General features: G+C 72.3%; 20 protein-coding genes. 5 read left to right on the top strand and 15 right to left on the bottom strand.

All coding sequences use genetic code 11. The features are described 5' to 3' along the window. Window positions 1-22 precede the first annotated feature (22 nt). Window positions 23-3,265: a proline dehydrogenase family protein gene (locus AC1DUE_RS04740; RefSeq protein WP_477038245.1), complete on the bottom strand. Its 3,243-nt coding sequence runs from the start codon at window positions 3,263-3,265 to the stop codon at window positions 23-25. A 169-nt stretch (window positions 3,266-3,434) separates the two neighbouring features. On the opposite strand from AC1DUE_RS04740, the gene AC1DUE_RS04735 reads away from it, so the two are divergent. Beyond that, window positions 3,435-4,703: a Glu/Leu/Phe/Val family dehydrogenase gene (locus tag AC1DUE_RS04735; protein WP_477038244.1), complete on the top strand. Its 1,269-nt coding sequence runs from the start codon at window positions 3,435-3,437 to the stop codon at window positions 4,701-4,703. A 36-nt stretch (window positions 4,704-4,739) separates the two neighbouring features. Further along, complete coding sequence (locus tag AC1DUE_RS04730) at window positions 4,740-5,780, top strand: LLM class flavin-dependent oxidoreductase (RefSeq protein WP_477038243.1); 1,041 nt, start codon at window positions 4,740-4,742, stop codon at window positions 5,778-5,780. A gap of 131 nt (window positions 5,781-5,911) precedes the next feature. On the opposite strand, the gene AC1DUE_RS04725 is transcribed toward AC1DUE_RS04730, so the two are convergent. From AC1DUE_RS04725 to AC1DUE_RS04685, 9 genes are all read right to left on the bottom strand, one after another. Then, a complete protein-coding gene (locus tag AC1DUE_RS04725) occupies window positions 5,912-6,271 on the bottom strand; it encodes an META domain-containing protein (RefSeq protein ID WP_477038242.1) in 360 nt (119 codons plus the stop codon). 34 nt (window positions 6,272-6,305) lie between these two features. Next, window positions 6,306-7,001, bottom strand: a complete 696-nt coding sequence (gene hemQ / locus AC1DUE_RS04720) for a hydrogen peroxide-dependent heme synthase (RefSeq protein ID WP_477038241.1) — start codon at window positions 6,999-7,001, stop codon at window positions 6,306-6,308. A 19-nt stretch (window positions 7,002-7,020) separates the two neighbouring features. Beyond that, window positions 7,021-8,202, bottom strand: coding sequence for a ferrochelatase (locus AC1DUE_RS04715; RefSeq protein WP_477038240.1), 1,182 nt, complete (start codon window positions 8,200-8,202; stop codon window positions 7,021-7,023). A gap of 85 nt (window positions 8,203-8,287) precedes the next feature. Further along, on the bottom strand, window positions 8,288-9,292 hold the full coding sequence (locus tag AC1DUE_RS04710; protein ID WP_477038239.1) for a carbohydrate ABC transporter permease: 1,005 nt from the start codon (window positions 9,290-9,292) through the stop codon (window positions 8,288-8,290). Then, the gene (locus tag AC1DUE_RS04705) at window positions 9,289-10,224 is read right to left on the bottom strand and encodes a carbohydrate ABC transporter permease (RefSeq protein WP_477038238.1); all 936 of its coding nucleotides are present in this window, start codon (window positions 10,222-10,224) and stop codon (window positions 9,289-9,291) included. The genes AC1DUE_RS04710 and AC1DUE_RS04705 overlap by 4 nt, the downstream gene beginning before the upstream one ends. Before the next feature lie 94 nt (window positions 10,225-10,318). Continuing rightward, the gene (locus AC1DUE_RS04700; RefSeq protein WP_477038237.1) at window positions 10,319-11,716 is read right to left on the bottom strand and encodes an ABC transporter substrate-binding protein; all 1,398 of its coding nucleotides are present in this window, start codon (window positions 11,714-11,716) and stop codon (window positions 10,319-10,321) included. A gap of 99 nt (window positions 11,717-11,815) precedes the next feature. Continuing rightward, on the bottom strand, window positions 11,816-13,489 hold the full coding sequence (locus tag AC1DUE_RS04695) for a glycoside hydrolase family 13 protein (protein WP_477038236.1): 1,674 nt from the start codon (window positions 13,487-13,489) through the stop codon (window positions 11,816-11,818). 293 nt (window positions 13,490-13,782) lie between these two features. Continuing rightward, a complete protein-coding gene (locus AC1DUE_RS04690; protein WP_477038235.1) occupies window positions 13,783-14,808 on the bottom strand; it encodes a LacI family DNA-binding transcriptional regulator in 1,026 nt (341 codons plus the stop codon). A 75-nt stretch (window positions 14,809-14,883) separates the two neighbouring features. Next, the gene (locus AC1DUE_RS04685) at window positions 14,884-15,381 is read right to left on the bottom strand and encodes a MarR family winged helix-turn-helix transcriptional regulator (protein WP_477038234.1); all 498 of its coding nucleotides are present in this window, start codon (window positions 15,379-15,381) and stop codon (window positions 14,884-14,886) included. Window positions 15,382-15,464: 83 nt separating this feature from the next. On the opposite strand from AC1DUE_RS04685, the gene AC1DUE_RS04680 reads away from it, so the two are divergent. The 3 genes from AC1DUE_RS04680 to AC1DUE_RS04670 all read left to right on the top strand — a co-directional run bounded on the left by AC1DUE_RS04680 (window position 15,465) and on the right by AC1DUE_RS04670 (window position 19,064). After that, on the top strand, window positions 15,465-16,040 hold the full coding sequence (locus tag AC1DUE_RS04680; protein WP_477038233.1) for an NYN domain-containing protein: 576 nt from the start codon (window positions 15,465-15,467) through the stop codon (window positions 16,038-16,040). 206 nt (window positions 16,041-16,246) lie between these two features. Continuing rightward, complete coding sequence (locus AC1DUE_RS04675) at window positions 16,247-16,882, top strand: hypothetical protein (protein WP_477038232.1); 636 nt, start codon at window positions 16,247-16,249, stop codon at window positions 16,880-16,882. A gap of 1 nt (window position 16,883) precedes the next feature. Then, window positions 16,884-19,064: a hypothetical protein gene (locus AC1DUE_RS04670; RefSeq protein WP_477038231.1), complete on the top strand. Its 2,181-nt coding sequence runs from the start codon at window positions 16,884-16,886 to the stop codon at window positions 19,062-19,064. A 66-nt stretch (window positions 19,065-19,130) separates the two neighbouring features. On the opposite strand, the gene AC1DUE_RS04665 is transcribed toward AC1DUE_RS04670, so the two are convergent. The 5 genes from AC1DUE_RS04665 to nirB are packed head-to-tail and all read right to left on the bottom strand — an operon-like array spanning window position 19,131 to window position 25,168. Continuing rightward, complete coding sequence (locus tag AC1DUE_RS04665) at window positions 19,131-19,865, bottom strand: sirohydrochlorin chelatase (protein ID WP_477038230.1); 735 nt, start codon at window positions 19,863-19,865, stop codon at window positions 19,131-19,133. Beyond that, on the bottom strand, window positions 19,862-20,980 hold the full coding sequence (locus AC1DUE_RS04660; protein WP_477038229.1) for a uroporphyrinogen-III synthase: 1,119 nt from the start codon (window positions 20,978-20,980) through the stop codon (window positions 19,862-19,864). The genes AC1DUE_RS04665 and AC1DUE_RS04660 overlap by 4 nt, the downstream gene beginning before the upstream one ends. Then, window positions 20,977-22,194 carry a uroporphyrinogen-III C-methyltransferase gene (gene cobA / locus AC1DUE_RS04655; RefSeq protein ID WP_477038228.1) on the bottom strand — a complete coding sequence of 406 codons (1,218 nt, stop codon included), beginning with the start codon at window positions 22,192-22,194 and terminating at the stop codon, window positions 20,977-20,979. The genes AC1DUE_RS04660 and cobA overlap by 4 nt, the downstream gene beginning before the upstream one ends. Then, a complete protein-coding gene (nirD, locus tag AC1DUE_RS04650; protein WP_477038227.1) occupies window positions 22,191-22,589 on the bottom strand; it encodes a nitrite reductase small subunit NirD in 399 nt (132 codons plus the stop codon). Before nirD ends, cobA begins: the two co-directional genes overlap by 4 nt. Beyond that, window positions 22,586-25,168, bottom strand: a complete 2,583-nt coding sequence (gene nirB / locus AC1DUE_RS04645) for a nitrite reductase large subunit NirB (protein ID WP_477038226.1) — start codon at window positions 25,166-25,168, stop codon at window positions 22,586-22,588. The genes nirD and nirB overlap by 4 nt, the downstream gene beginning before the upstream one ends. Window positions 25,169-25,239: the final 71 nt, after the last annotated feature.

Genomic DNA, 25,239 nt, shown 5'->3' with positions numbered 1-25,239 from the left:
TCGTCGTGCGGAACGCACGACCTCACGACGACTCGGCCCGGTTCGGCGGGACGTGGCCGAAGCGGTGCAGGGTGCGGCTGACGGCCTGTTCGCGGACCACGGTCAACAGCTCGCGGGCCGCGGACGCCACGACCGGCGCGTCCAGCACCGTCACGTCGCCGAGGCGGGTCACCGCGGCCTCGCGCAGGCCGGGTGCCTCGCCGACGACGCGGATGCGGCCCGTGACCCAGCCGTCGCGGACGCGGCCGGCGAACGTCTCGTGGGGCTCGTGCGCGAGCTCGCTGACCGAGACCCGGACGCCGGCCGTCGCGGCGGCGTGCCGGACGCGCTCCACCTCGACCGGCCGTGCACCGGAACCCACCCGGATCGTCAGCAGCGGGACGGGGCGGTAGCGCAGGATGTTCGCCTCGACGCGAAGGTCGGACGGGTCGTGCTCGACCGAGAACCGCGAGGCCCACAGGCGCTCGTCGTCTGCTGCGGCCCAGGCCAACCAGTCGTCGTCGGACACCGGGACCTCGGCGGAGTCCGCCCACGACCCGATCTGCGCGACGTAGTGCGGGCCGCCGGCCTTGGCGCCGGGGCCGACGGTCGAGGCCTTCCAGCCGCCGAAGGGCTGGCGCCGGACGATCGCGCCGGTGATGTGCCTGTTGACGTAGGCGTTGCCGACCTCGACGCGGGAGAGCCACTGCTCGATCTCGGCCTCCTCGAGCGAGTGCAGCCCGCCGGTCAGGCCGAACGGCACGGCGTTCTGGGCCTCGATCGCCGCGTCGAGCGTCTCCACGAACATGATCCCGAGCACCGGACCGAAGCACTCGGTGGTGTGGAACCACGAGCCGCGCTGGACGCCGAACTTCACGCCGGGCGACCACAGGCGGCCCTCGTCGTCGAGCCGGCGGGGCGTGACCAGCCAGGACTCCCCCGGCTCCAGCGTCGTCAGGGCGCGCAGGAGCTTGCCGCTCGCCGGCTCGGTCAGCGGCCCGACGGCGTTGCCGAGGTCGGTGGCCGGGCCGACGCGCAGCGACGAGACGGAGTCGGCGAGCTGGCGCCGCAGGCGGTCGGAGCGTCCGGCGGTGCCGACGAGGATGGCGAGCGACGCGGCCGAGCACTTCTGGCCGGCGTGCCCGAACGCGGACTTCACCAGGTCGGCGACCGCGAGGTCGACGTCCGCAGACGGTGTGATGACCAGGGCGTTCTTGCCGGAGGTCTCGGCGTAGACGTCCAGCGACGGACGCCAGCCGGCGAACAGCCGGGCGGTCTCGATGGACCCGGTCAGCAGCACGCGCGACACCGACGGGTGCGTGACCAGGTGCTTGCCGACCGCCCCCTCGGGGCTGAGCACCACGGTGAGCGCGCCCGGCGCATCCAGCCCCCGCTGGATCGCGGCCATCGCGACCTGCCCGCACAGCGGCGTCTGCGGCGCGGGCTTCACGATCACCGGGCTGCCGGCGGCGAGCGACGCGAGCACCGAACCGACCGGGATCGCGACCGGGAAGTTCCACGGCGGGGTCACCACCGAGATGCCGGCCGGGGTGTGCACGGCTCCGCGCACGTCCGCGAGGGCAGCGGCCGAGTCCGCGTAGTAGCGGGCGAAGTCGACGGCCTCGCTGACCTCGGGGTCGGCCTCGGCGACGGTCTTGCCGGCCTCGTGGACCATCGCCGCGACGAGGTCCGCGCGGGCCTCCTCGAGCGACTCGGCGACCCGGTGCAGGGCCTTGGCCCGGTCGGCGGGCGAGACCGAGGCCCAGGAGAGACCGACGTTCGCGACGACCTCGTCGACCTCCTCCACGGACGACACGACCACCGCACCGGGCGGCGCGTCGATCTCGCGCTCGACGATCCCCCGCGCCCACGCCCGCGCGAGCGCCGCGGCGGGGTCGGTGTCGGGGGTGTTGGCGAACGCGTCGGAGAGGTCGAGCGCGGGGCGCGCCACGCGGCGCGGCGCGGTCGGCGGGAGCAGCCGGTCCCGGTACGCGACGCGGAAGGCCGACTCCTGGGCATCCATCGCGGCGTCGTCGGCGAACAGGGCGTGCAGGAAGTTCTGGCTCGCCGAGTTCTCCTCGAGCCGCCGCACCAGGTAGGCGATGGCGACGTCGAAGTCGTGCCGTGCGACCACCGGCGTGTAGAGCAGGACCGAGCCCACGGTGTCGCGGACCGCGCGGGCCTGCGCCGGGGCCATGCCCTGCAGCATCTCGACGTCGAGGGCCTCGCCGACCCCGCGCTCCTGCGCGAGGAGGTGCGCCGCAGCGACGTGGAAGAGGTTGTGGCTGGCGACGCCGACGCGCAGGTGGCGGGTGCGCTCGGGCGACAGCGAGCGGTCGACGAGCCGCAGGTAGGCGGCGTCGACGTCGGCCTTGGACGTGTAGGGCGCCTGCGGCCAGCCGTGCAGCTCGGACTCCACCTGCTCCATCGCGAGGTTGGCGCCCTTGACCAGCCGCACCTTGAGGCGGGCGTCGCCGGTGCGTCCACCGGCGACGGAGGTCAGCTCGTCGAGCGCGTCGGACGCGTCCGGCAGGTACGCCTGCAGCACGATCCCCATCGGGGCGTCCTTCAGCAGCGGGTCCGAAGCCAGCCGCTCGAACACCCGGATGGTGAGCGCGAGGTCGCGGTACTCCTCCATGTCGAGGTTGAGGAACGTCCCGTGAGCCGCGGCCGTCAGGTACAGCGGCCGCAGCCGCTCGACCACGCGCGCGACCGACCCCTCGGTGTCCCACGTCGACAGCTGGCTGGCCACGGCGGAGACCTTGACGGACACGTAGTCGACGTCCGGACGCTCGACCAGCGCGGTGACCCGCGCGAGCCGCGCGGCGGCCTCCCGCTCCCCCAGCACGGCCTCGCCCAGGAGGTTGAGGTTCAGCCGGAAGCCGTCGGCGCGCGTCCGGGCGAGGTGCTTGGCCAGCCCCGCTCCGTCGTCGGCGACGAGGTGCCCGACGAGCGACCTCAGGCGCTCCCGGGCCGCGGGCACGACGACCGATGGCAGCATCGGTCCGACCCGCGACCCGAGCCCGAGCATCGCCTTGTCGGCACGGCCGAGGAACCCCGCCGACGACGCGCTCAGCTCGGCCAGCTCACGCGCCGCGACCCGCACGTCCTGCGGTCGCGCCACCCGGTCGACGAACCGCACCGCGAGCTCCAGCCCGGCGGGATCGGCGACGAGGTCGGCCAGCCGGCCGGTCGTCCTGCGCTCGCGTGAGGTCTGCCCCTGCTCCGTCGCCGACAGCCACTGCCGAGCCAGCCGGACTGCATCGTTCGAGACGTCCTGCGACATGCCGCTCCTTCGTCGGGGTCCGGTCCAGTCTCAGGCCTGCGGCGTCGAAGGGCCAGATCAGCGCCCGATACCGCCGGAGTTCACGCGACCGCTTCCGAGGCTTGGACATCCACGGCTCGCCCCTCGGGCCTCCCTGGCGTCCGACGCCGACAGTGACAGGGTGTCCCACGTGACCGACCTCACAGAGACCCCAGAACCCGCCAGCCCGCTCGACACCGCCAAGGCGCAGCTCGCGTCCGCGGTCGAGATCCTGGGCTATGGCGATGGCCTGCACCAGATGCTCGCCACCCCTCGTCGCGAGATGAACGTGGCCGTCCCGCTGCGGCGCGACGACGGCGAGATCGAGCTGTTCATGGGGTACCGCGTCCAGCACAACATCTCGCGCGGGCCGGGCAAGGGCGGGCTGCGGTACTCGTCGTCGGTGGACGTGGACGAGGTCCGGGCGCTGGCGATGTGGATGACCTGGAAGTGTGCGGTCGTCGACGTGCCGTACGGGGGCGCCAAGGGCGGCGTGACGATCGACCCGCGGGAGCACTCGCAGCAGGAGCTCGAGCGCGTGACCCGGCGCTACACCAGCGAGATCATGCCGATCATCGGCCCCGAGCGGGACATCATGGCGCCGGACATCGGCACCGACGAGCAGACCATGGCGTGGGTCATGGACACGTACTCGGTGAGCCAGGGCTACACGATCCCCGGCGTGACCACCGGCAAGCCCGTCGCCGTCGGCGGGTCGCTGGGCCGGGCCACCGCGACGTCGCGCGGTGTGGTGCACGCGGCCGCGGCGGCACTCGGCGACGCGGGCGTGCAGCTCAACGAGGTGAGCGCGGCCGTCCAGGGGTTCGGCAAGGTCGGGTCGCACGCGGCGCGTTTCCTGCACGACGCCGGGACGCGCGTGGTCGCGGTCTCCGACGAGACCGGCGGGGTGTTCCGCAGCGACGGGCTCGACGTCTCGGCGCTGACCCGGCACGTCCAGCTCACCGGTCACGTCGTCGGCTTCGACGGCGGTGACCCGATCGACAACACCGAGCTGCTGGCCCTCGACGTGGACGTGCTCGTCCCGGCTGCGGTCGAGGGCGTGATCGACGCGGAGACCGCGGTGAACGTCAAGGCACGCTGGGTGGTCGAGGGCGCCAACGGTCCGACGACGGCCGAGGGCGACCGCATCCTCGGCGAGCGCGGCGTCGTCGTCGTGCCCGACATCCTGGCCAACGCCGGCGGTGTCGTCGTCTCCTACTTCGAGTGGGTGCAGGCCAACCAGGCGTACTGGTGGACCGAGCGCGAGATCGAGGACCGACTCGAGCACCGCATGGTCACGGCGCACCGGGCCGTCGCGGCGCTCGCGCAGGCCGAGGGGATCTCGCTGCGGGACGCGGCGCTGACCATCGGGGTCCGACGGGTCGCCGAGGCTCACCAGATCCGGGGTCTGTACCCGTAAGGGAGTACGGACGGGGGTGCGGACGTTGCGACAGACGTGACCTTCGCACCCCTCTCCGTCCTCGACACCGCACCCGTCTCCGCCGGCCAGTCCTCGGGCGACGCCCTCGCCGCGTCCACCGCCCTGGCCCGCACCGCCGAGGCGGCCGGCTACCAGCGGTTCTGGGTGGCCGAGCACCACTCGATGGCCGCGGTGGCCTCGACGTCCCCGGGCGTGCTCATCGCGCACCTCGCGGCCTCGACGACCTCGATCCGCGTCGGCTCGGGTGGCGTGATGCTGCCCAACCACCCGTCGCTCGTGGTCGCCGAGCAGTTCGCGATGCTCGAGGCGCTGCACCCCGGACGCATCGACCTCGGCATCGGCCGCGCTCCCGGTGCCGACCCGATGACCGCCGCGGCGCTCCGTCGGACGGTCGACGGGCTGGGCGCCGAGGACTTCCCCGCCGAGCTCATCGACGTGCTGGTGCTGCTCGGCGTCTCGGTGAACGGCCACGCCGGCTCCCTGCGGGCCTCCCGGCTCTCCGCGACGCCCGCCGCCACCTCCGCCCCCGAGGTCTGGCTGCTCGGGTCGTCACTGTTCAGCGCGCAGCTCGCGGGCCAGCTCGGCCTACCGTTCTCGTACGCCAACCACTTCAACACCGGCCTGACGCTGCAGGCGGCCGCGGCCTACCGGGACGCCTTCCGACCGTCGCCCGTGCTCGACCAGCCGCACCTCATGATCTCGGCGTCGGTGCTCGTCGCGGGATCCGACGAGGAGGCGCACTACCTGGCCGGCCCGAGCCGGGTGATGGCCCTGTCGTTGCGCTCCGGCCGGCCGCTCGGCCCGATCGTCTCCCCGCAGGACGCCGCTGCCGTCCTCGCCGAGATCGACCCGGTGCAGGCCGCGGAGTTCTTCGAGAAGTTCCCCGGCACGCAGATCGCGACGACGGCGGACCGCGCCACCGAGGAGCTGGCGGCGCTGGTCGAGCGGACCGCGGCCGACGAGCTGATGATCACCGGCACCGCGTTCGACATCGCGACCCGCCAGCACACGGTCGAGGCCATCGCCTCCCGCTGGCCGGCCCGCGTCACTGCCTGACGCGCGCGCCTGTCTCGCCGCACTGGGGGCGCAGGTGCACGCGTGGGGCACCAGCGGTGCCTCAGGAGTGCGCACGCGTCCCAGGTGCGGCTAGGTGCGAGCAGACCGACGAAGGTCGGACGCCGCGTGCCCTAGACCCGACGGTCTCCTGCGTGCTCGTCGCGGACCAGCGTGGCCGCGCCGCCCGAGCCGTCCAGCTCGATCGTGTCGCCGTCGGGGGCGATCACCTCGACGGGGTCGCCGACGAGGCGCAAGATCCGCTGCTCGCACGTCATCGCCTCGGGCGGTCCGGCCATCATCGTCGAGACCATCGGCCCGAAGACGAGCCGTGTGCCGACGAGCTCCCACGTGCCGCGCACGCGGTTGACCCCGGCGTCCCCGTAGACCACGCCGTCCCCGTCGAACGTCAGGAAGGGCGCCGAGCGCAGCCCCGCCGTGACGTCGGCACCCTGCACCGCCGTGAACCGCCATGTCCCCGCGAGGTCGACCATGAGGCCGATCCTGCCACCGCGCGCGAGGAACGGCTCAGCCCCTGGGCTGCCGGTCCGCCCAGGCCTCGAGCGTGACGCGCGGGCCCGTGTAGAACGGGATCTCCTCGCGCACGTGCCGGCGCGCGTCCGTGGCACGAAGGTCGCGCATGAGGTCGACGATGCGGTGCAGCTCGGCGGCCTCGAACGCGAGGATCCACTCGTAGTCGCCGAGCGCAAAGGCGGAGACCGTGTTCGCGCGGACGTCCGCGTAGCCCCGGGCGGCCTGCCCGTGCTCGACGAGCATGCGTCGGCGGTCGTCCTCGGGCAGCACGTACCAGTCGTAGGACCGCACGAACGGGTAGACGCAGATGTAGTCGCCGGCGGGCTCACCCGCCAGGAACGCGGGGACGTGGGACCGGTTGAACTCGGCCGGGCGGTGCAGCCCGACCACCGACCACACGGGCAGCAGGTGGCGCCCCAGGTCGCTCGCGCGGAACCGCTGGTAGGCGCCCTGGACCTCCTCGACGGTCTCGGCGTGCCACCAGACCATGAGGTCGGCGTCCGCCCGCAGACCGGCGACGTCGTACCAGCCGCGGATCACCAGGCCGTCGTCGGACACGGCCTTCAGGGCGTCCGAGATCAGCTCCGCACGCTCGCGGTCGCTCTCGGGCAGCACCTCCTCGAGCGCGAAGACGGTCCACATCGTGTATCGGACGGTCGCGTTCAGGGCCTCGGCGTCGTCGTGCGTCATCGCAGGGATCTCCAGTGCGTCAGGACAGCGGGTCGGTCGAGCAGGCGGCAGGGATGCCGGTCGGCTGGCCGGCGCGCATCAGGCAGCAGCCGGGCCGGCAGACGTCGCGGAAGGCCGAGTAGCTGCCGACGGCGACGGGCGCTTCCGGCTCGGCGCCGGCGTCGTGGGCGCGCGCGGTGGCGGCGCGCTCGACGACGAGGTCGACGAGCCCCCGCACGAACGGCTCGCGCACCCCGACCGAGTCGGCGCGGACGGCGACGAGCCCGAGCTGCGCCGCGGTCTCGAGCGCCTCGGTGTCGAGGTCGAACGCGACCTCCATGTGGTCGGAGACGAACCCGATCGGCGACAGGACGACCGCGGTGACGCCGTCGGCGGCCAGGGCCGTGAGGTGGTCGTTGACGTCGGGCTCGAGCCACGGCTGGCTGGGCGGGCCGGAACGCGAGCAGTACGCGAGGTCCCAGGTGACCGGGTGCCCCAGCCGCTCGGCGGCACCGGCGGCGACGAGCGCCGCGACGTCCAGGTGCTGCGCGCTGTAGGACGCGCCGGAGACCGCGGACGCCTCCTCCATCGTGTCCGGGATGGAGTGCGTGACGAACACGAGCCGCGCGTCCGCCGGCGCCGTGTCGTACGCCTCGACGACCGCGTCGATGTTCGCCTGCACGAAGCCCGGGTGGTTGAAGTAGGAGTGGACCTTGTCGACGACGAGCGGGTGCTCGCCGTCGGAGAGGCCGACGTCCACGCTCAGCTCGTCGAGGGACGCCCAGAGGTTCTCTCTGTACTGGCGGCAGCCCGAGTAGGACGAGTACGCGCTGGTCACGAGCGCGAGCAGGCGCTGCGCGCCGTCGGCGTGCGCGGCCGAGAGTGCGTCCCTGGTGTACGGCGTCCAGTTGCGGTTGCCCCATACGACCGGGAGGTCGATGCCCCGGCGGGCGAGCTCGGCCTCGAGCGCCTTCTTCAGCGCGAGGTTCTGGCCGTTGATCGGGCTGGCGCCGCCGAAGTGGTGGTAGTGCTCGGCGACCACCGCGAGACGCTCGTCGGGGATGTTCTTGCCGGCGGTGACGTTGCGCAGGAACGGCAGGACGTCGTCGGGACCGTCCGGGCCACCGAACGAGAAGAGCAGCAGCGCGTCGTACGGGGCGACGGGGCTGGCGGTGGACGGGGGCGTGCTCACTGCAGTGTCGGGAACCACGGCATCGATCATCGCACCGCGCACCCGCGCGCCCGGCGGTGAGCCCACCGACGGGCGCGTGAGATTGTCGGGACGCGTTGTCAGAATCGTGCGGGCGTCAGCCCTTGACCGCTCCACCGAGGCCGGCGCCCCGCAGGAACATCCGCTGGAAGATCAGGAACATGAGGATCGGGATGACGGTGGCGATCGCGTAGGCGGCCATGAGCGTGCCCTTGTCCGTGGTCGCCTCGATGGATGGGAGTCGCACGGAGAGCGGCTGGAGGTCGGGGTTGCGCAGGACGAGCAGCGGCCACAGGAAGTCCTTCCACGAGGCGATGACCGCGAACACGGACACCACGCCGAGGATGGGCTTGCTCATCGGCAGCACGATCGACCAGAACAGCCGGAACGGACCGGCCCCGTCCACCTTGGCGGCCTCGAACACCTCACGCGGGAGGTTGTCGAAGAACCGCGCCACCAGCACGACGTTGAACGCGCTGGCGCCCGCGGGCAGCCAGACGGCCCAGTACGAGTTCACCAGCGAGTGATCGATCAGCGGCGGGTGAAGGATGATCAGGTACAGCGGCACCAGCAGCACCACGGCCGGCACGAACAGCGTGGCCAGCACGAGGCCCTGCGCGTACTTGGCCCAGCCCGGGCGCAGGACCGACAGGACGAACCCGCCGGTCGTCGCGACGAGCAGCTGCATGGCCCACGACCCGATCGCCAGCACGACGGTGTTGACGAAGTACTTGCTGATGTCGATGCCGTACCAGGCCTCGTGCAGGTTGGACCACTTCACGCCGTTCGGGAAGAACGCGAGCGGCTCGCTCAGGATGTCGATCGTCGGGGTGATCGCGAACTTGGCGAGCAGGAGCAGCGGGCCGACGCACACGACGACCAGCAGGATCAGGAGCACGACGTGGATGGTCCGCCAGGTCCGTCGGACGCGGGGCCGGCGCCAGTCGGCGACCGACAGGGCGCTGCGGTCGGCGGTGTCGCCCTTGGTGGCCTTGCGCCGGACCGTCGGTTCCTGCGTCGGGAGCGCGCCGCCCTCGTCGACCGGCGTCTCGGACGCCTCGGGCAGGGGGACGCTGCCGGGGGTGGGAGTGGTGGTGGTCACGAGGTGCTCCAGCTACGGGTGATGCGGAAGTAGATGAGGGACATCACGGCCAGGAACACCGCGAGCATCAGACTCAGCGCCGTCGCCATGCCGTAGTTGCCGCCCAGGCTGTTCTGGAAGGCGTACCTGTACACGAGGAGCAGGACGGTGACGGTCGCGTTGGCCGGACCACCGCCGGTGAACAGGTAGGGCTCCAGGAACACCTGGGCCGTCCCGATGATCTGCAGGATGAAGGTGATGAGCAGGACGCCGCGCAGCTGCGGCATCGTGACGTGCCAGATCTTGCCCCAGATGGACGCACCGTCGACCTCGGCGGCGTCGTACAGCTCGGTGGGCACGCTGGTGAGGGCGGCCAGGTAAATGATCACCGTTCCACCGGCCGCGGCCCAGGTGGCTTCGAGCACCAGCGACGGCATGGCCGACGTCGCGCTCTGCAACCAGGGTTGGGGTGGTATCCCGACGTAGCCGATGATCGTGTTGAACACGCCCTCGGGCCGCGGGTCGTAGAAGAACTTCCACAGCAGCACCGCGACGACCGGCGGCACGACGACGGGCAGGTAGGCCAGGGCCGAGAAGATCCCCTTGCCTCGCCGCACCTCGCTCATGAGCACCGCGGCGATCAGCGGGACCGGGTAGCCGAAGATGAGGGCGAGCACCGCGAAGTACGCGGTGTTCCGGATCGCGATCGGGAGCACCGGGTCCGCGAAGACGCGCTCGAAGTTCTGCAGGCCCACCCACGACGTCGTGATGAGGTTCGTCTTCTGGAAGCTCATGACGACGGCCTTGACGATCGGCGCCCACGAGAACACCCCGAAGATCACCAGCATGGGGAGCGCGAACAGCAGCGTGGTCAGGCCGCCGCCACGTACCCAGGTGACCGGGGAGCGTCTGCGTTCCCGGCGCTTGTCGACGACGGCGTCGGTGGTGGTCATCGGGTCCTTCTCTCGGTGCGTGTCGTTCGGTAGTCGGACGATCCAACGGTGCCCGGCCGGAGCGCAAGCTCCGACCGGGCACCGTCGTGGTGGGTCAGCCCGCCTGGTCGATCAGGGTCTGCGACTGCTCGTTCGCGTCAGCGAGGAGCTTGTCCAGGTCGACGCTCGGGTCGGTCATGACCGCCTGGACGATCGGGAACAGCAGCCCGTAGGTGTCCTGCGTGGCACGAGCGGCCTCGGGGATGACCGGCTGCGTGAACATGACGTCGGTGTAGCCCGTCATGTGGTCGAGCGGGACGTTGATGTAGTCCTTGATCCACTCCAGCGAGGTGTTGTACTGGTCCTTGCTGAAGATCGGCAGGGTCGGCGTGCCGACGGCCTGCGGCGGGGACTGCTCGGCGAGGATCTTGGCGTCCGCGACGGCCTGGTCCTGGTCGACCAGCTTGGACAGGTACCAGAAGTCGATCCACTTGACGGCGGCGTCCTTCTCCGCGTCGGTCGCGTTCGGGTCGACGGCTGCGTAGGTACCGCCGCCGAGCGTGCCCGAACCCTCACCGGCCGTGGGAAGTGCCGTCAGCCCGTAGTCCAGGTTGTCGGCCGTGACGCCGTTGTTCTGCACCAGGGCGGTGTAGATGTCCGAGCCCGACGTGTACATGGCGAACTGGCCGGCCGCGAAGCCGCTGTTGATGTCGCCCCAGCCGAGCTGCGTGTTCTCGAACAGCGAGCCGTCGGTCTTGAGGTCGCCCAGGAACTGCAGCGACTCCTTGACCGCGGGGTCCGTCAGCGTGGCCTTGTACTTGTCGTCCTCGAGCACCTGCGTGCGACCACCGCGCGAGTAGGCCGCAGCGGTCAGCTGCCAGCCGCCCGCGTTGTCCAGCGCCATCATCGCGTAGCCCGGCACGCCGGTCTTGTCGTGGATGGTCTTGGAGTACTCGCGGACCTCGTCCCACGTCGTCGGCGGCTTGTCCGGGTCCAGACCGGCGTCCGAGAACAGCTTGCGGTTGTAGTGCAGGGCGACCGCGTAGATCGACTTGGCCGGGACGGCGTAGATCTTGCCGTCGTCGCTCAGGCCGGCCGCGAGGACCTGCTCGTTGAAGTCGCCCGCGTAGGGCAGCTGCTGCACCTGCGCGTCGATGTCGGCGATCTGCCCGTTCTGGATCAGCGTCTTGGTGTCCGTGGCGGGGACCTCGAAGACCGTCGGCAGCGTGCCACCGGCGAGGTCGGCGGCGAACGTCGACGCGAGCCAGTTGTACTCCTGCGTCTCGATCTTGATGTCCGGGTACTTCTCCTCGAACTGCGTCACGCGCTCGTTGAGCGCGTCGACCGCGGTCTGCTCGGCTCCTGGCTGCAGGCCGGCGACCGTGATGGTCACCTTGCTGTCGCTGGATGCGGACGAGTCGTCGCCCGAGTCGTCGTTCGAGCTGCACGCGGCCAGCAGGCCGATGGACAGCACACCGGCCATGGCGAGCGCGGTGGTGCGTGAGGACCTCATCGTCACTCCTTCGGGAGAGGTTCCGTGCCCGGCGGGATACCGGTTCGGAGTCGTTCTGGTTCGTGTCTGGTTCGTGCGGGGTTTCTGCGGGGGCGGTGCTCAGGGTCGAGCGGTGCGCAACCACGCGGCGGTGTCGCGCGGGAGCAGCCCTGCCTCGAGCGGCGCGCTCGTGAGCAGGAGGTCGGAATGGGCGGGCAGTGGTGCGGGCGCGTCGCCCAGGTTGACCACGCACACGAGGTCGCCACGGGCGAACGCGAGCACGTCGTCGGAGGTGTCCAGCTGGTCGAGCCATCTCAGTGGCCCGTCGCCCAGGCTGGGCTCGGACCGGCGGATCGCGAGCAGGTCGCGGTACAGGTGCAGGGTGGACGTCGGGTCCGACTCCTGCGCCTCGACCGTGAGCTCGCTCCAGGCGGCGGGCTGGGGAAGCCAAGGCTCCCCCGTGGCGCCGTCAGGACTGAACCCGAACGGGGCGGACGTCCCGGACCAGGGCAGCGGCACGCGGCAGCCGTCCCGGCCGGGGTCGACACCCTCGGATCGGAAGTGCATGGGGTCCTGCAGGAGCTCCAGCGGCAGGTCCTCCACCTCGGGCAGGCCCAGCTCGTCGCCCTGGTAGATGTACAGCGATCCGGGCAGCGCCGCGGTGAGCATCGCGGCGGCGCGGGCACGGCGCCGGCCCACCGTCAGGTCCGTCTCCGTGCCGAACCGCTTGGCGCTGAAGGCGAACGAGCTGTCCTCGCGCCCGTATCGGGTGACCGGTCGCGTGACGTCGTGGTTGGACAGCACCCACGTGGCGGGCGCACCGACGGGGCCGTGCGCGGCCAGGGTCAGCTCGATGGACTCGCGGAACTTCTTCGCGTCCCACGGGCGGGCCATGAAGTCGAAGTTGAAGGCGGTGTGCATCTCGTCGGGGCGCAGGTACTGCGCGAACCGCTCGGTGTCCCGCAGCCAGACCTCGCCGACGAGCACCCGGGTGCCCGGGTAGGAGTCGGCGACGGCGCGCCAGCTGCGGTAGACGTCGTGCAGCTCGTCGCGGTCGACGTGCGGGTGACCCCCCGGGCCCGGGTGCTCGGGCACCTCGGGGAGCTCCGGGTCCTTGATGAGGAGCGCTGCCGAGTCGATCCGGATGCCGGCCACGCCACGGTCGAACCAGAAGCGCAGGACGTCCTCGAACTCCGCGACGACGTCCGGGTGCGACCAGTTGACGTCCGGCTGTGCCGGTGCAAAGAGGTGCAGGTACCACTCGCCGGGGGTGCCGTCGGGGTTCGTCGTGCGGGTCCACGTGCTGCCCTGGAAGTCGGAGACCCAGTGGGTGGGGATCTCGTCGCCGTTCTCGCCCTTGCCGGGGTGGAACCAGAACCGCGCCCGCTCCGGGGAGCCCGGTCCGGCGGCGAGGGCCGCCTGGAACCACGCGTGCTGGTCGGAGACGTGGTTGGGGACGACGTCGATGATCGTGCGGATCCCGACGGCGAGCGCGTCGTCGATGAGCCGCTCTGCCTCGGCAAGCGTGCCGAACGCCGGGTCGATGGCCCGGTAGTCGGCCACGTCGTAGCCGCCGTCTGCCAGCGGGGAGACGTACCAGGGAGTGACCCAGATCGCGTCGACGCCGAGGTCCCGCAGGTACGGCAGGCGCGATCGCAGGCCCTCCAGGTCGCCGGTGCCGTCGCCGTTCCCGTCCGCGAAGCTGCGGGGGTAGACCTGGTAGATCACCGCGCCGCGCCACCACTGAGGGTCGGTCTCCGGTTGAGGCTGCGTCACTGCGGTCTCGTCTCTCATGTGCCATCGCCACGTCATCGTCGCGAGATGGACACTAAAGGACTCGACTGAAAGTACGCAAGAACCTGACAGCCAAGTTATCGAAGTGTGACCAAACGACGGCCGATACTCGATCGACCCCCGCGCTCCTCTCGCCGGGAGAGACGCCCACGCCGACACGAGAGCCCCCCGCCGCACGAGGCGACGAGGAGCTCCGCGCGGTCCTCACGCCTCAGCTGTGGGCCGCCGGTGTCGTCGGACGCTCGCGGAGGAGGCTCGCACCCGAAGGTCACGGCGACGACACGCTTGTGCGTCTAGACGGCCGCGACCTGGCGTGCGCGCGCCGGACCTGTGGAGCCGCGCACGACGAGCTCGGGCTCAAACAGCAGCTCGTCGTGCGGGACCGCGGCGCCGTGGATCTGGCTGACGAGGAGGTCGATCGCGGCCCGGCCCATCGGCTCGATCGGCTGGCGGACCGTCGTGAGCGGCGGTTCGGTGCAGCTCATGAACGCCGAGTCGTCGTAGCCGACGACCGAGATGTCGTCGGGCACGTTCAGGCCTGCCCGGCGCGCGGCCCGGATGACACCGAGGGCCAGCGGGTCGCTCGCGCACACGATCCCGGTCACGCCCTCGCGCAGCAACCGGTTGCCCGCCGCCTGCCCGCTCTCGAGCGAGTACGCGCTCCGGACCACGTGGTTCTCGCCCAGCTCCAGGCCCAGGCGCCGCATGATCACCTGCGCCGCGCGGAGCTTGCGCTCGGACGGCACGTGGTCGACGGGCCCGAGGACGAGCCCGATCGTCGTGTGGCCGAGGGACGCCAGGTGCCCGATCGCCTGCTCGATGGCGACCTCGTCGTCGCACGACACCCGCGGGAACGGGAGCTCCTCGATCGAGGCGTTGATGAGCACGACCGGCAGGTTGCGGCCTGTCAGGCGCTCGTAGTGGTCGTGCGTCGCGTCACGCTGGGCGTAGTGGCCGCCCGCGAAGACGATGCCCGAGACCTGCTGGCCCAGGAGCAGCTCGACGTAGTCCGCCTCGGACACCCCGCCGGCCGTCTGGGTGCACAGCACCGGCGTGAAGCCCTGCTGCGCGAGCGCTCCCCCGACCACCTCGGCGAACGCCGGGAAGATCGGGTTCTGGAGCTCGGGGAGCACCAGACCGACCAGCCGGGCCCGTTCGCCGCGGAGCTTGGTGGGCCGCTCGTAGCCCAGGACGTCGAGCGCGGTCAGGACCGCCTCGCGGGTGGACTCGGACACTCCGGGCTTCCCGTTGAGCACTCTGCTCACGGTCGCTTCGGAGACACCGACCTTGCGCGCTACCTCTGCGAGTCGCCGTGACATGCGCGTCATCGTACGCGCTGACGCGCAAACCGCTTGCAGAGCGTTGCAAGCGGTGCACATCGGCGTGTCACGGGGCTACGGCGTCGGGTCGGGGATGCCTGGCTGAGCAGCGCGGAGCTTGTCCGTGAGGGCGCGCAGGGTCGCCAGCTCCCCCGAGTCGAGGGCTCCCCCGACGAGGTGCCGGATGCTGCGCACGTGCCGCCGCCCGATCTCGCGCTGCATGCGCCGGCCCTCCGGCGTGAGGGTCACCAGCACGCCCCGGGCGTCACCCTCCACCGGGCCTCGCGTGACCAGTCCGTCGTTCTCGAGCCGCTCGACCAGCCGGGACAGGCTGGGCTGCGTCAGCAGGCTGCCCTCGCCCAGCTCGCGCAGCCGCGCCGCGCCGCCGGGGCAGCCGGACAACGTGAACAGCACGTCGTACTCGCGGATGGTGAGCGGACCCCACACGTCGTCGCGCTGGAACCTGCGCATGAGGGCCACCTGGGCGCGGAACAACGACTCCCACGCCTCGGCTGCCTCCCGCGTCCCGGGCAGGTCCGTGCTCTCGCTCACCGCTCGCTCCTTCGTGTCCATGCGTACGTATGCATTCTCAACCCGGCGCAGGTCACCGGTGTTCCGCCCGGGCTCCGCGATCCACCTGCGGATACGCTCAGTCGATGACCACCGAGGCGGCCCCGCGCACCACCTACCTGCTGGTGGACGGCGAGAACATCGACGCCACCCTCGGCTCGTCGATCCTCGGGGGCCGGCCGACGCCGGAGCAGCGCCCCCGCTGGGAGCGCGTGCTGACCTTCGCGCAGCAGACGTGGGACCAGCCGGTCAAGGCGCTGTTCTTCCTCAACGCCTCCAACGGCTCGCTGCCCATGTCGTTCGTCCAGGCACTGCTGGCCATCGGCTTCCAGCCGATCCCCCTGTCGGGCGAGTCGTACGAGAAGGTCGTCGACATCGGCATCAAGCGCACGCTGGACGCCATCGCCGGCCGCAGCGGGGACGTGCTGCTGGCCAGCCACGACGGCGACTTCGCGCCGGAGCTCGAGGTGCTCGTCGACGACGACGACCGGCGCGTGGGCCTGCTGGCGTTCCGGGAGTTCACCAGCACCCAGCTCGCGGCGCTCACCGCGAAGGGTCTGTCGACGTTCGACCTCGAGGGCGACGTGGCGGCGTTCAACGTCCAGCTGCCCCGGCTGCGGATCATCCCGCTCGACGAGTTCGACCCGCTGCGCTACCTCTGACGGGTGGTTCTCGGGCTCACAGCGGAGCCCCAGGTTACGGACCGGTAACAATGTATGTAGTACCGGTGACCAAGTACCTAGTACCGCATGGCTCAGGTGTTGTCCCGGGTGCTAGACAGTGCCCGGGTTCCGCCCGAAGTGCCCGGTGAGCCGCGCGGTCAACGGCGATCACGGCAGCGCACCGAGCACTTCGGCGGACCTCGTTCATGAGCGGGCACGTCCCGTCTCCACGGCACAACCACGACGGGGTGGTCATGAAGCGGTACCTCTTGGCGGGGCTCGTCCTCGCCCTGGTCACGACAGCAGTCGTCCTGTTCGCGTCTCCCGAGCTGCAGAGCGTCGCGCTGCTCGGTGCGGCCCTGGGCGGCACCCTCGGACTGGTCCCGGACCGGTCCCCCGCCCACCGGGTCGGCGGGTTCGCGGTCGGCTTCGTCGCGGCCTGGCTCGGCTATGCGCTGCGCGCCGCCGTGCTGCCCGACGCCACCTCCGGCCGCGCCGTCGCGGTCCTGCTCGTCCTGCTCGCCTGCCTCGCGGTCGCCGCCGGTACCCGCGGCCGCCTGCCCCTGTGGTCGACCCTGCTCGGCGCCGCGGCCATGGCCGGCGCGTACGAGGCCACCTACGCCGCGGACCCGACGACCTTCGTCGCCTCGTCGGCCACGACCGCGACGTCGATCCTGCTCGCGGCCGGAGCCGGCTTCCTGGCCACCGCGCTGCTCGGCCCGCAGATCGTCCAGGAGCGCGAGCTCGAGCGGGAGGCCGAGGCGCTCGTCGTCGAGGAGCCCCCGACCCGGCGCTCCGTGCCCGCCAACACCCTGTCCTTCGACCCTCAGACGGAGGCCTGACGTGCGCCGTTCCCTCGCGACGGCCGGTGTCGCCGTCGTCCTGCTCCCGCTGACCTTCGGCGCCGCGAGCGCCCCCGCCCTGGCCGCAGCCGACAGCGGCGACGTGGCCGTCACCAACACTGAGACCGTGCAGGCCAAGCTCGACGCCAAGGGCGCCCTGCTGGAGGCGCGCGTCTACGAGCAGCTCGCGCTCTCCGGCCACGGCACCGCGACGATCTCCAACCCCGTCTCCACCAGGGGCCTGCGCAACCTCGACGGGTTCGGTGGGTACAAGGTGGTCGGCGGCACGCTGGTCAGCCAGGTCACCGTCGACGGGGAGAAGCGCCAGCGCTCCGTCAGCGACTACGACAAGGACCTGCCCCTGACGGTCAAGGTCACCTACACGCTGGAGGGCGAGCCGGTCGAGCCGGGTCACGTGGTCGGCCGCAGCGGCACGCTCGGCGTGCACTACACGGTCACCAACGTCACCGGCCGCACGCAGGACGTCACCTACGACGACGGCACCGGCACCCGCGCGACCGCGTCGGCCGAGACCGTCGTGCCGATGATCGGCCAGCTGGTCACCACCCTGCCCTCGAGCTTCACCGACATCCGCTCCGACGAGGCCGGCGTCGCGGGCGACGGCCACGGTGGCAACCGGCTCACGTTCCAGATGACGCTCTTCCCGCCGATCGGCTCGGACACCGCCGAGTTCGGCTACACCGCACACGTGTCGCACGGCGTGGTGCCCCCGGCCAACCTCACCTCGATGGCCGTCTCCCCGCTCGACTACCCGTCGTTCAAGGGCGGCGCGGCGAGCTACGAGGCCGGCGCCCAGAAGGGCGTCGACCTGACCGGCGGCGCCCTGCAGATCGACGACAGCGTGCTCCAGCTGCACGACGGCGCGGCCCAGCTCCTGGCCGGCCTGCTGCAGCTGCACGACGGCGCCACCCAGCTGTCGAGCGGGCTCAACGACTCGGCCGTCCCTGGTGCCGGACAGCTGGCCGACGGCGCCCACCAGCTCGACGCGGGCTTGGCCAAGGCCCGGGCATCCGCTCCGGCTCTCATCGACGGACTCAAGCAGGTCGACTCGGGCCTGGCGCTGGTCGACGGGGGCCTCGCGGCCATGTACGCGAAGTTCGGCGCTGTACCGGACTCGGCGAAGCCGCTCGTCGACGGCATCGCGAGGATGCGGGCCGCCATCGGCACGACTACGACCCCTCAGACCCTCCTGTTCGGCGTCGACCAGTCGCGACTCGGGGTCCTGTCCGCGGCCGGGTCCCTCGACCAGGTGGTCGCCGGATCCCTGAAGGCGGGCGGCGAGCTCTCGAACGCCATCACCGCTCTCGGCCAGATCCGAGCCGGGATGAACCCCGCGTACCTGCCGACGTACGACCTGATCGTCGCCGGCCTGAACGACGGCCTCCCAGTCCTCACGAACACTGCCGACCCGACGACGATCGCCGGCGGGACGACCGCCATCGCAGCCGGCCTGCGGGACCAGGTGGCGCCCGGCCTCTACCGGGTCGAGTGCGGCTTGAGCAACAAGACCTTCTCCAACTGTGGAGCTGACCCCGGCCTCCTCGAGGGTGTCGCGCTCGTCAGCGGCGGCGTGTCAGCGCTCCTGCAGGGGTATGTCGACGCCAGAGCCGCGATCGGCGGTGCCGGCGACACGAAGGCGAACGGCACCCTGCGCGGCGGGGTCCACGCGCTGCAGGGCGGCACGAACCAGCTCAGCAGCGGTGGCACCGCGCTCGTCTCTGGCCTGGGTGAGCTGGGCAACGGCGCCGGCCGGCTCAGCGACGGCGCCGACGACCTTGCCGCAGGGCTGCGAGACGCGGCCGACGGGTCGACGCAGCTCGCCGACGGACTCGGGGACGCCGCGACCGGCGCACCCAAGCTCGTGGACGGCACGCAGCAGCTCTCGGACGAGGGCACGTCGCAGGTCGTCGCGAGCGGCAAGGAGACGGCGGCCGACTTCGGCGTCAAGTACGCCGTGCTCACCGCCGGGGCGCAGCGGGCGGCCGACGAGTCGATGGCCTACGGAGCCCCCGAGGGGGCGACCGGGGCGACCGCGTACTCGATCGACATCGCGGGCGCCGACGGGGAGGGCGTGAACGCGCTCGCCCGGCTGATCCTGGCGATCGTGTTCTTCGCGGCCGGCATCGGGATCGCCACGCTGGTCGGGCGCCGTATCGCCTGACGCACCAGGAACGAGAGCGGGRTCCGTCGCGTGCGACGGATCCCGCTCTCGTTGGTGGAGGAGGTGTCAGGTGGCTTCGTCGTAGCGGTCGAGGACGATCTCGACGAGCCGGTCGTCGGGCGCGAGCGGGTCGGTGACGACGTCGGCCCCGGCCTCGAGCACCCGGTCGTGGAAGTAGCCGGGGGCCAGCAGGTAGGACGCCACCACGACGCGCCCGCCCTCGGGCAGGTCCGCCCGGGCGGCGGCGACCGCGACCGGCACCCGCGGCTCGGCACCGGCGCCGTAGCCGATGGTCACGGGCTGCGGGATGCGGTCAGCCAGACCGGCGGCGATGGCCTCGACGGCGAGCGCGGCGGCCGGGTCGGTCGACCCTGCGGCGGCGAGCACGACGAGGTCGTCGGGAGCGAGCTCGACCGCGTGGAGCCGGTCGACGAGGATGTCCACGAGCCGCGGGTCCGGGCCGAGCGGCGAGGCCGCGGTGGCGCCCGGCTGGTCGACGGCCGCGGCGATGTCCACGCGGACGTGGAAGCCGGTCGACAGGAGCAGCGGGACGACGACCGCGCCGGCGGCGTCGCCGTCGAGAGCGTCGGCGACGACGTTGGCCACCTCGGGCTGCTGCACGTCGACGAAGGCCTCACGCACGTCCAGCTCGGGGCGCGCGGCGGCGGCACCGGTGAGGATCGAGCGGACGGCCGCACGGCCCTGCACGTCGTCGGTGCCGTGCGAGCAGCCGACGAGGACGGGGTGGGCCGGCGACGAGTAGTCGGGCACCGGACCGCGAGCATGCAGTGCGTTGGTCATCGAACCTCCTCCAGCTCGAGACGGTATCCCCTCTTCACGACAGTCTTGATGAGTGCCCGGCTGCCGGTCGCGTCCCGGAGGCGCGCGATCGCGACCTCCGCGGCGTGCGGGTCGGTCGAGTCACCGGGCAGGACGGCGAGCACGTGGTCGCGCGGGACGACCGATCCACCGGCCTTGACCAGCAGGCGGAGCACCTCGAGCCCGGTCGGGGTCAAGGCCAGAACGCGCCCGTCCAGCACGGCCGCGCCGCGGTGCACCTGCAGCGGGCCGGCGATCGTCTGCAAGGCCTGCAGCCCGCCGTAGTGGCCGACGACCGCGCGCACCAGCGACCCCAGCCGACCCCGGTCGGGCACGAGCGGCTCGATCCCCCGCTCCTGCAGCGGCTTGGCCGTGATCGGTCCGACGGCCGCCATCACGACGCTCCCCCGCCGGGCCAGCCGCTCGATCTGCTCGGAGACGCCCGCGTCGTCGGCGGCCGCGAGCCAGGCCGCCGCACCGGGCGCGGACGTGAACACGACCGCGTCGACCTCGCCCGCGGCGACGGAGCGGACCGAGGCCTCGACCACGGCGGCGTCGGGCGGCGGACCCCAGCGGTAGACGATGAGGCTGCGGACGCGGGCACCGGCGGCGGCGAAGGCCTCGTCGAGCCCGTCGGCCCCGGCGCCGTGGTGCTGCACGGCGATGTCGCGGCCGGCGACGCCCTCGTCGAGCAGCACCTCGGCGATCTCGGCGCTCGTCTCGGACTCGGCCACCCAGTCGGCGGTGAGGCCGGCGGCCTGGATCGCACCGCGCGCCTTGGGGCCGCGCGCGACGATCCGGGTGTCGCGCAGCATCGCGACCAGCGGCTCGGCCAGCCCGTACGCGTCGGCGGCCTCGATCCAGCCGCGGAACCCGATGCCGGTGGTGACGATGACGGTGTCCGGCGGGTCCGCCAGCAGCGAGCGCGTGCCCTCCAGCAGTGCGGCGTCGTCCGTGTGCGGAACCATGCTCAGCGCGGGCGCGTGCCGGATCGCGGCGCCCCTGCGGCCGAGTGCCGCGGCCAGCTCTGCGGAACGACGGTCGGCGGTGACGAGCACGACGCAGCCGGCGAGGGTCTGGTCGATAGGTTCGGTCACGAGGACATTGTGACGGCTGGAGGCTTCAGCAGGTCCGCGTTCGCCACATCGCCGAGCACGATGACGGCCGGCGCCCGCACGCCTGCGGCGGCCGCGACGTCGACGACGTCGGCCAAAACCGCCCGCGTGACGCGCTGACCGGGCAGGGTGCCATCCTCGACCAGGGCGACGGGCGTCTGCGGGTCCACGCCGCCGTCGAGCGCCTGCTGCGCGAGCGTGGGCAGCGCGCCGACGCCCATGAGCACCACGACGGTGCAGGACTTCTCCCGCAGGCCCAGCAGAGCGGCCGACGACCAACCGTCGTGCCCGTTCATCACGTGCACGGCGCCGACCGTGCCGCGGTGCGTCAGCGGGATGCCCGCCGCGGCCGGCGCACCGAACGCGCTGCTGACGCCCGGTACCACCGACACGTCGACGCCGGCCTCACGGCAGGCCAGCACCTCCTCGCCGCCACGCCCGTAGACGAACGGGTCGCCGCCCTTGAGTCGGACGACGACACGCCCCCGCTGCGCCTGCTCGACGAGGATCCGACCGATCTCGTGCTGCGGGACGGGGTGGTTGCCGGGGGTCTTGCCGACGTCGATGACCTCGACGCCCGCGTGCAGCTCGTCCAGCACGCTCACGGGTCCCAGGCGGTCGGTGACCACGACGTCGGCCTCGGCGAGCGCGCGTCGACCGGCGATGGTCAGCAGCCCGAGGTCCCCGGGTCCGCCGCCAACGAGCACCACGCGACCCGTACCCGCGCGGTGCCGACGCAGGTCGACGTGGCCCTCGCGCAGGTGGGTCGCCAGGGCGTCGCGCACGACCCGCGTCCGCACGGGATCGGGCGCACCGGTCGAGACGACGCCGACCAGGACGTCCCCGTGCTGGGTGCTGGCCGGGGTGCGGGCGGAGCCGCTCGACGCACCCGCGTCCACGCAGAACGTCTGCCGACAGTCCGCCCAGCCGACGACCGCGGCGTCGGTGCCCTTGTCACCGGTGGCGGTGTGCACGAGCCACACGCCGTCGAGGTCCGCCTCGACCACCTCGCGCGCACGCCACTCGAGCAGCCCCCACGTGTGCATGTCCTTCAGCGCCTCGCACAGCTGCGGCGCGACGACGACCACGCGGGCCGCGTCGGCCAGCAGCGCCTGGACCCGACGTGCGGCGACCGGGCCGCCCCCGACGACCAGCACGCGCCGACCGGTGAGGTCGAGCCCGAGCATCGTCGTCACGACGCCACCTCGACGAGCCCGTCGCGCACCCGCACGGGCCAGGTGCGCAGGTCAGGGGCCAGGTCGCGGAGCGGGGCCTTGCCGGCCACATCGAGGCACGACCCGTTCTCCAGGGCGAAGACCTGCTTGTACATCGGCGACGCAACCGTCGGTACATCGGTGTCGCCCAGCCGACGCGACCCGACGATCCCCCGCGAGATCACGTATGCGTCGCTGAACGGGTCGTGCTGCTGGACCGCGAAGACGCGGTCGTCGACGAGCCGGAAGAGGGCGACCTGGTCGCCGTCCGCCAGGAGCGCCGCGGCACCGCGCTCCGGGGCGAGGTCGGAGAGCCGGCACACCACCGTCCAGCCGGCGGTGCTCGAGGCGGCGGGTGCGACGTCCAGCGCGGTCATGAGCGGACCTCCAGGGTGGTGCCGGCAACCAGGACGGGTTCATGGTGCGGAGTCGGCCGCGCGGCTGCGCGCTCGTCGGCCGTCGCGGGGCGGGACTGGCCGCGCTCCGGGACGTAGGCGAGCGACGGGTCGGGAGTCTCCGGGGCGTTCACGAACGACGCGAACCGGCTGAGCTTCTCGGGGTCCTCGAGGGTGGCGCGCCACTCGTCCTCGTACTCGTCGACGTGCAGGTCCATCTGTGCGTCGAGGTCGGCGCAGATGCCGAGCGAGTCGTCCATCACGACCGCCCGGACGCCCGCGAGGCCGCCTTCGACGTCGTCGATCCACGGCGCCGTGCGCTGCAGCCGGTCGGCGGTGCGGACGTAGTAGAGCAGGAACCGGTCGATCGTCCGCACGAGGGTCTCGGTGTCGAGGTCCTCCGCCAGCAGCTGGGCGTGCCGGGGCGTGAAGCCGCCGTTGCCGCCGACGTAGACGTTCCAGCCCTTGTCGGTCGCGATGACCCCGACGTCCTTGCCGCGGGCCTCCGCGCACTCGCGCGCGCACCCGGAGACGCCCAGCTTGATCTTGTGCGGCGAGCGCAGGCCGCGGTACCGCAGCTCGAGCATCACCGCGAGCGCCACCGAGTCCTGCACCCCGAACCGGCACCACGTGGACCCGACGCACGACTTCACGGTGCGCAGCGACTTGCCGTAGGCGTGCCCGGACTCGAAGCCCGCGTCCACCAGGCGACGCCAGATCACGGGCAGCTGGTCGATCCGGGCGCCGAACAGGTCGATCCGCTGCCCGCCGGTGATCTTGGTGTAGAGCCCGAACTCCTGCGCCACCGACCCGATCGCGATGAGGCCCTCGGGGGTCACCTCGCCGCCCGGGATCCGCGGGACCACCGAGTACGACCCGTCCTTCTGCAGGTTCGCCATGACGTGATCGTTGGTGTCCTGCAGCGCGGCACGCTCGCCCTCGAGCACGTGCGCCGGAGACGTCGTCGACAGGATCGACGCGACGGTCGGGCGGCAGATGTCGCAGCCGCGGCCGGTGCCGAAGCGCTCGATGACGGCGGTGAACGACGAGACCCCGGAGACCCGGACCGCGTCGTACAGCTGCGCCCGGCTCAGGGCGAAGTGCTCGCACAGCGCCGAGCTCACGGTCACGCCCTGCTTGGTCAGCTCGGTGGTCATGAGCTTCTTCACCAGCGGCAGGCAGGACCCGCAGGACGTGCCCGCGCGGGTGCACGCCTTGACCGCGCCGAGGTCGGTGCACTCGTGCTCGGTGACCGCGCCGCGGATGGTCCCTGCAGAGACGTTGTTGCACGAGCACACGCCCGCGTCGTCGGGAAGCTCCAGCTCCGGCGCGCCGCCGCCCCCCTCGGGGAGCAGGAACGCGGCCGGGTCTCCGGGCAGCTCCCGGCCCAGCATCGGGCGCAGGCTCGCATAGGCCGAGGCGTCGCCGACGAGGACGCCACCGAGCAGCTTGCGCGCGTCGTCGGACATCACGAGCTTCTTGTAGACGCCCGCCACGGGATCCGCCCAGACGATCTCCAGCGCGCCGGGCGTCTCGCCGAACGCGTCGCCGAAGGACGCGACGTCGACGCCCGAGAGCTTGAGCTTCGTGGCCGTGTCGGCCCCCGGGAAGGTGGACGAGCCACCGAGCAGTCGGTCCGCGGTGATCTCGGCCATCGCGTACCCGGGTGCGACGAGGCCGATGCAGGCGCCCTGGATGCACGCGACCTCGCCGACGGCCGAGATGGACGGGTCGCTGGTCAGGCAGGTGTCGTCGACGACGATGCCGCCGCGCGCGCCGATGGCCAGGTCGCAGGCGCGCCCGAGCTCGTCGCGCGGCCGCACACCCGCCGCGATCACGACGACGTCCGCGTCGACGCGGCCCCCGTCGGCGAGCTCGAGGCGACCCACCCCGCCGCGGCGGTGCGGGCGGATCCTCGTGGTCATCGCGTTGAGCCGGACGCCGACGCCGAGCTGGTTGATCAGGCGCCGCAGGGCCTCGCCACCGCCGAGGTCGATCTGCGCGGACATGAGGTGCGTGCCCACCTGGAGCACGGTGGTCTTCGCCCCGAGCGCCTGCAGAGCACCGGCGGCCTCGAGGCCGAGCAGGCCGCCACCGAGGACCGCGCCCTTGACCACGCGGTCCTGCGACAGCTTCTCGACGTAGCCGCGCAGCTCGGCGACGTCGTCGACGGTCCGGTAGACGAAGACGCCCGGCAGGTCCGCACCCTCGAGCGGAGGGACCCAGGCCGACGAGCCGGTCGCCATCACCAGGTGGTCGTAGTGCTCGGTGCGGCCGTGCGCGGTGGTGACCGTGCGGGCGTCCCGGTCCAGCACCACGACGGCGTCGTCGCGGACCAGCGTGACCAGCGGGTCGTCCCACAGGGCGGGGTCGCCGAGGGCCAGGTCGTCGGCGTCGCGGCCGGAGAAGTAGCTGGTGAGCGCGACACGGTCGTACGGCCGGCGCGGCTCCTCGGCCAGGACCGTGATCCGCCACGTCCCGGCGGCGTCCCGGTCGCGGAGGGCTTCGACGAGGCGCTGGGCGACCATGCCGCCGCCGACGACGACGAGGTGCTGGGTCATGGGGTGCTCCGTCGATCGGGGGCTGGGGCACCTCCGACGGTAGGAAGCCGGTGTTGCGCGACGGGTGCGGC

The organism is Cellulomonas sp. P4_A2, assembly GCF_056402515.1.
The sequence above is the reverse complement of the archived record's forward strand: the minus strand, read 5'-3'. Positions and strand labels throughout refer to the sequence as shown.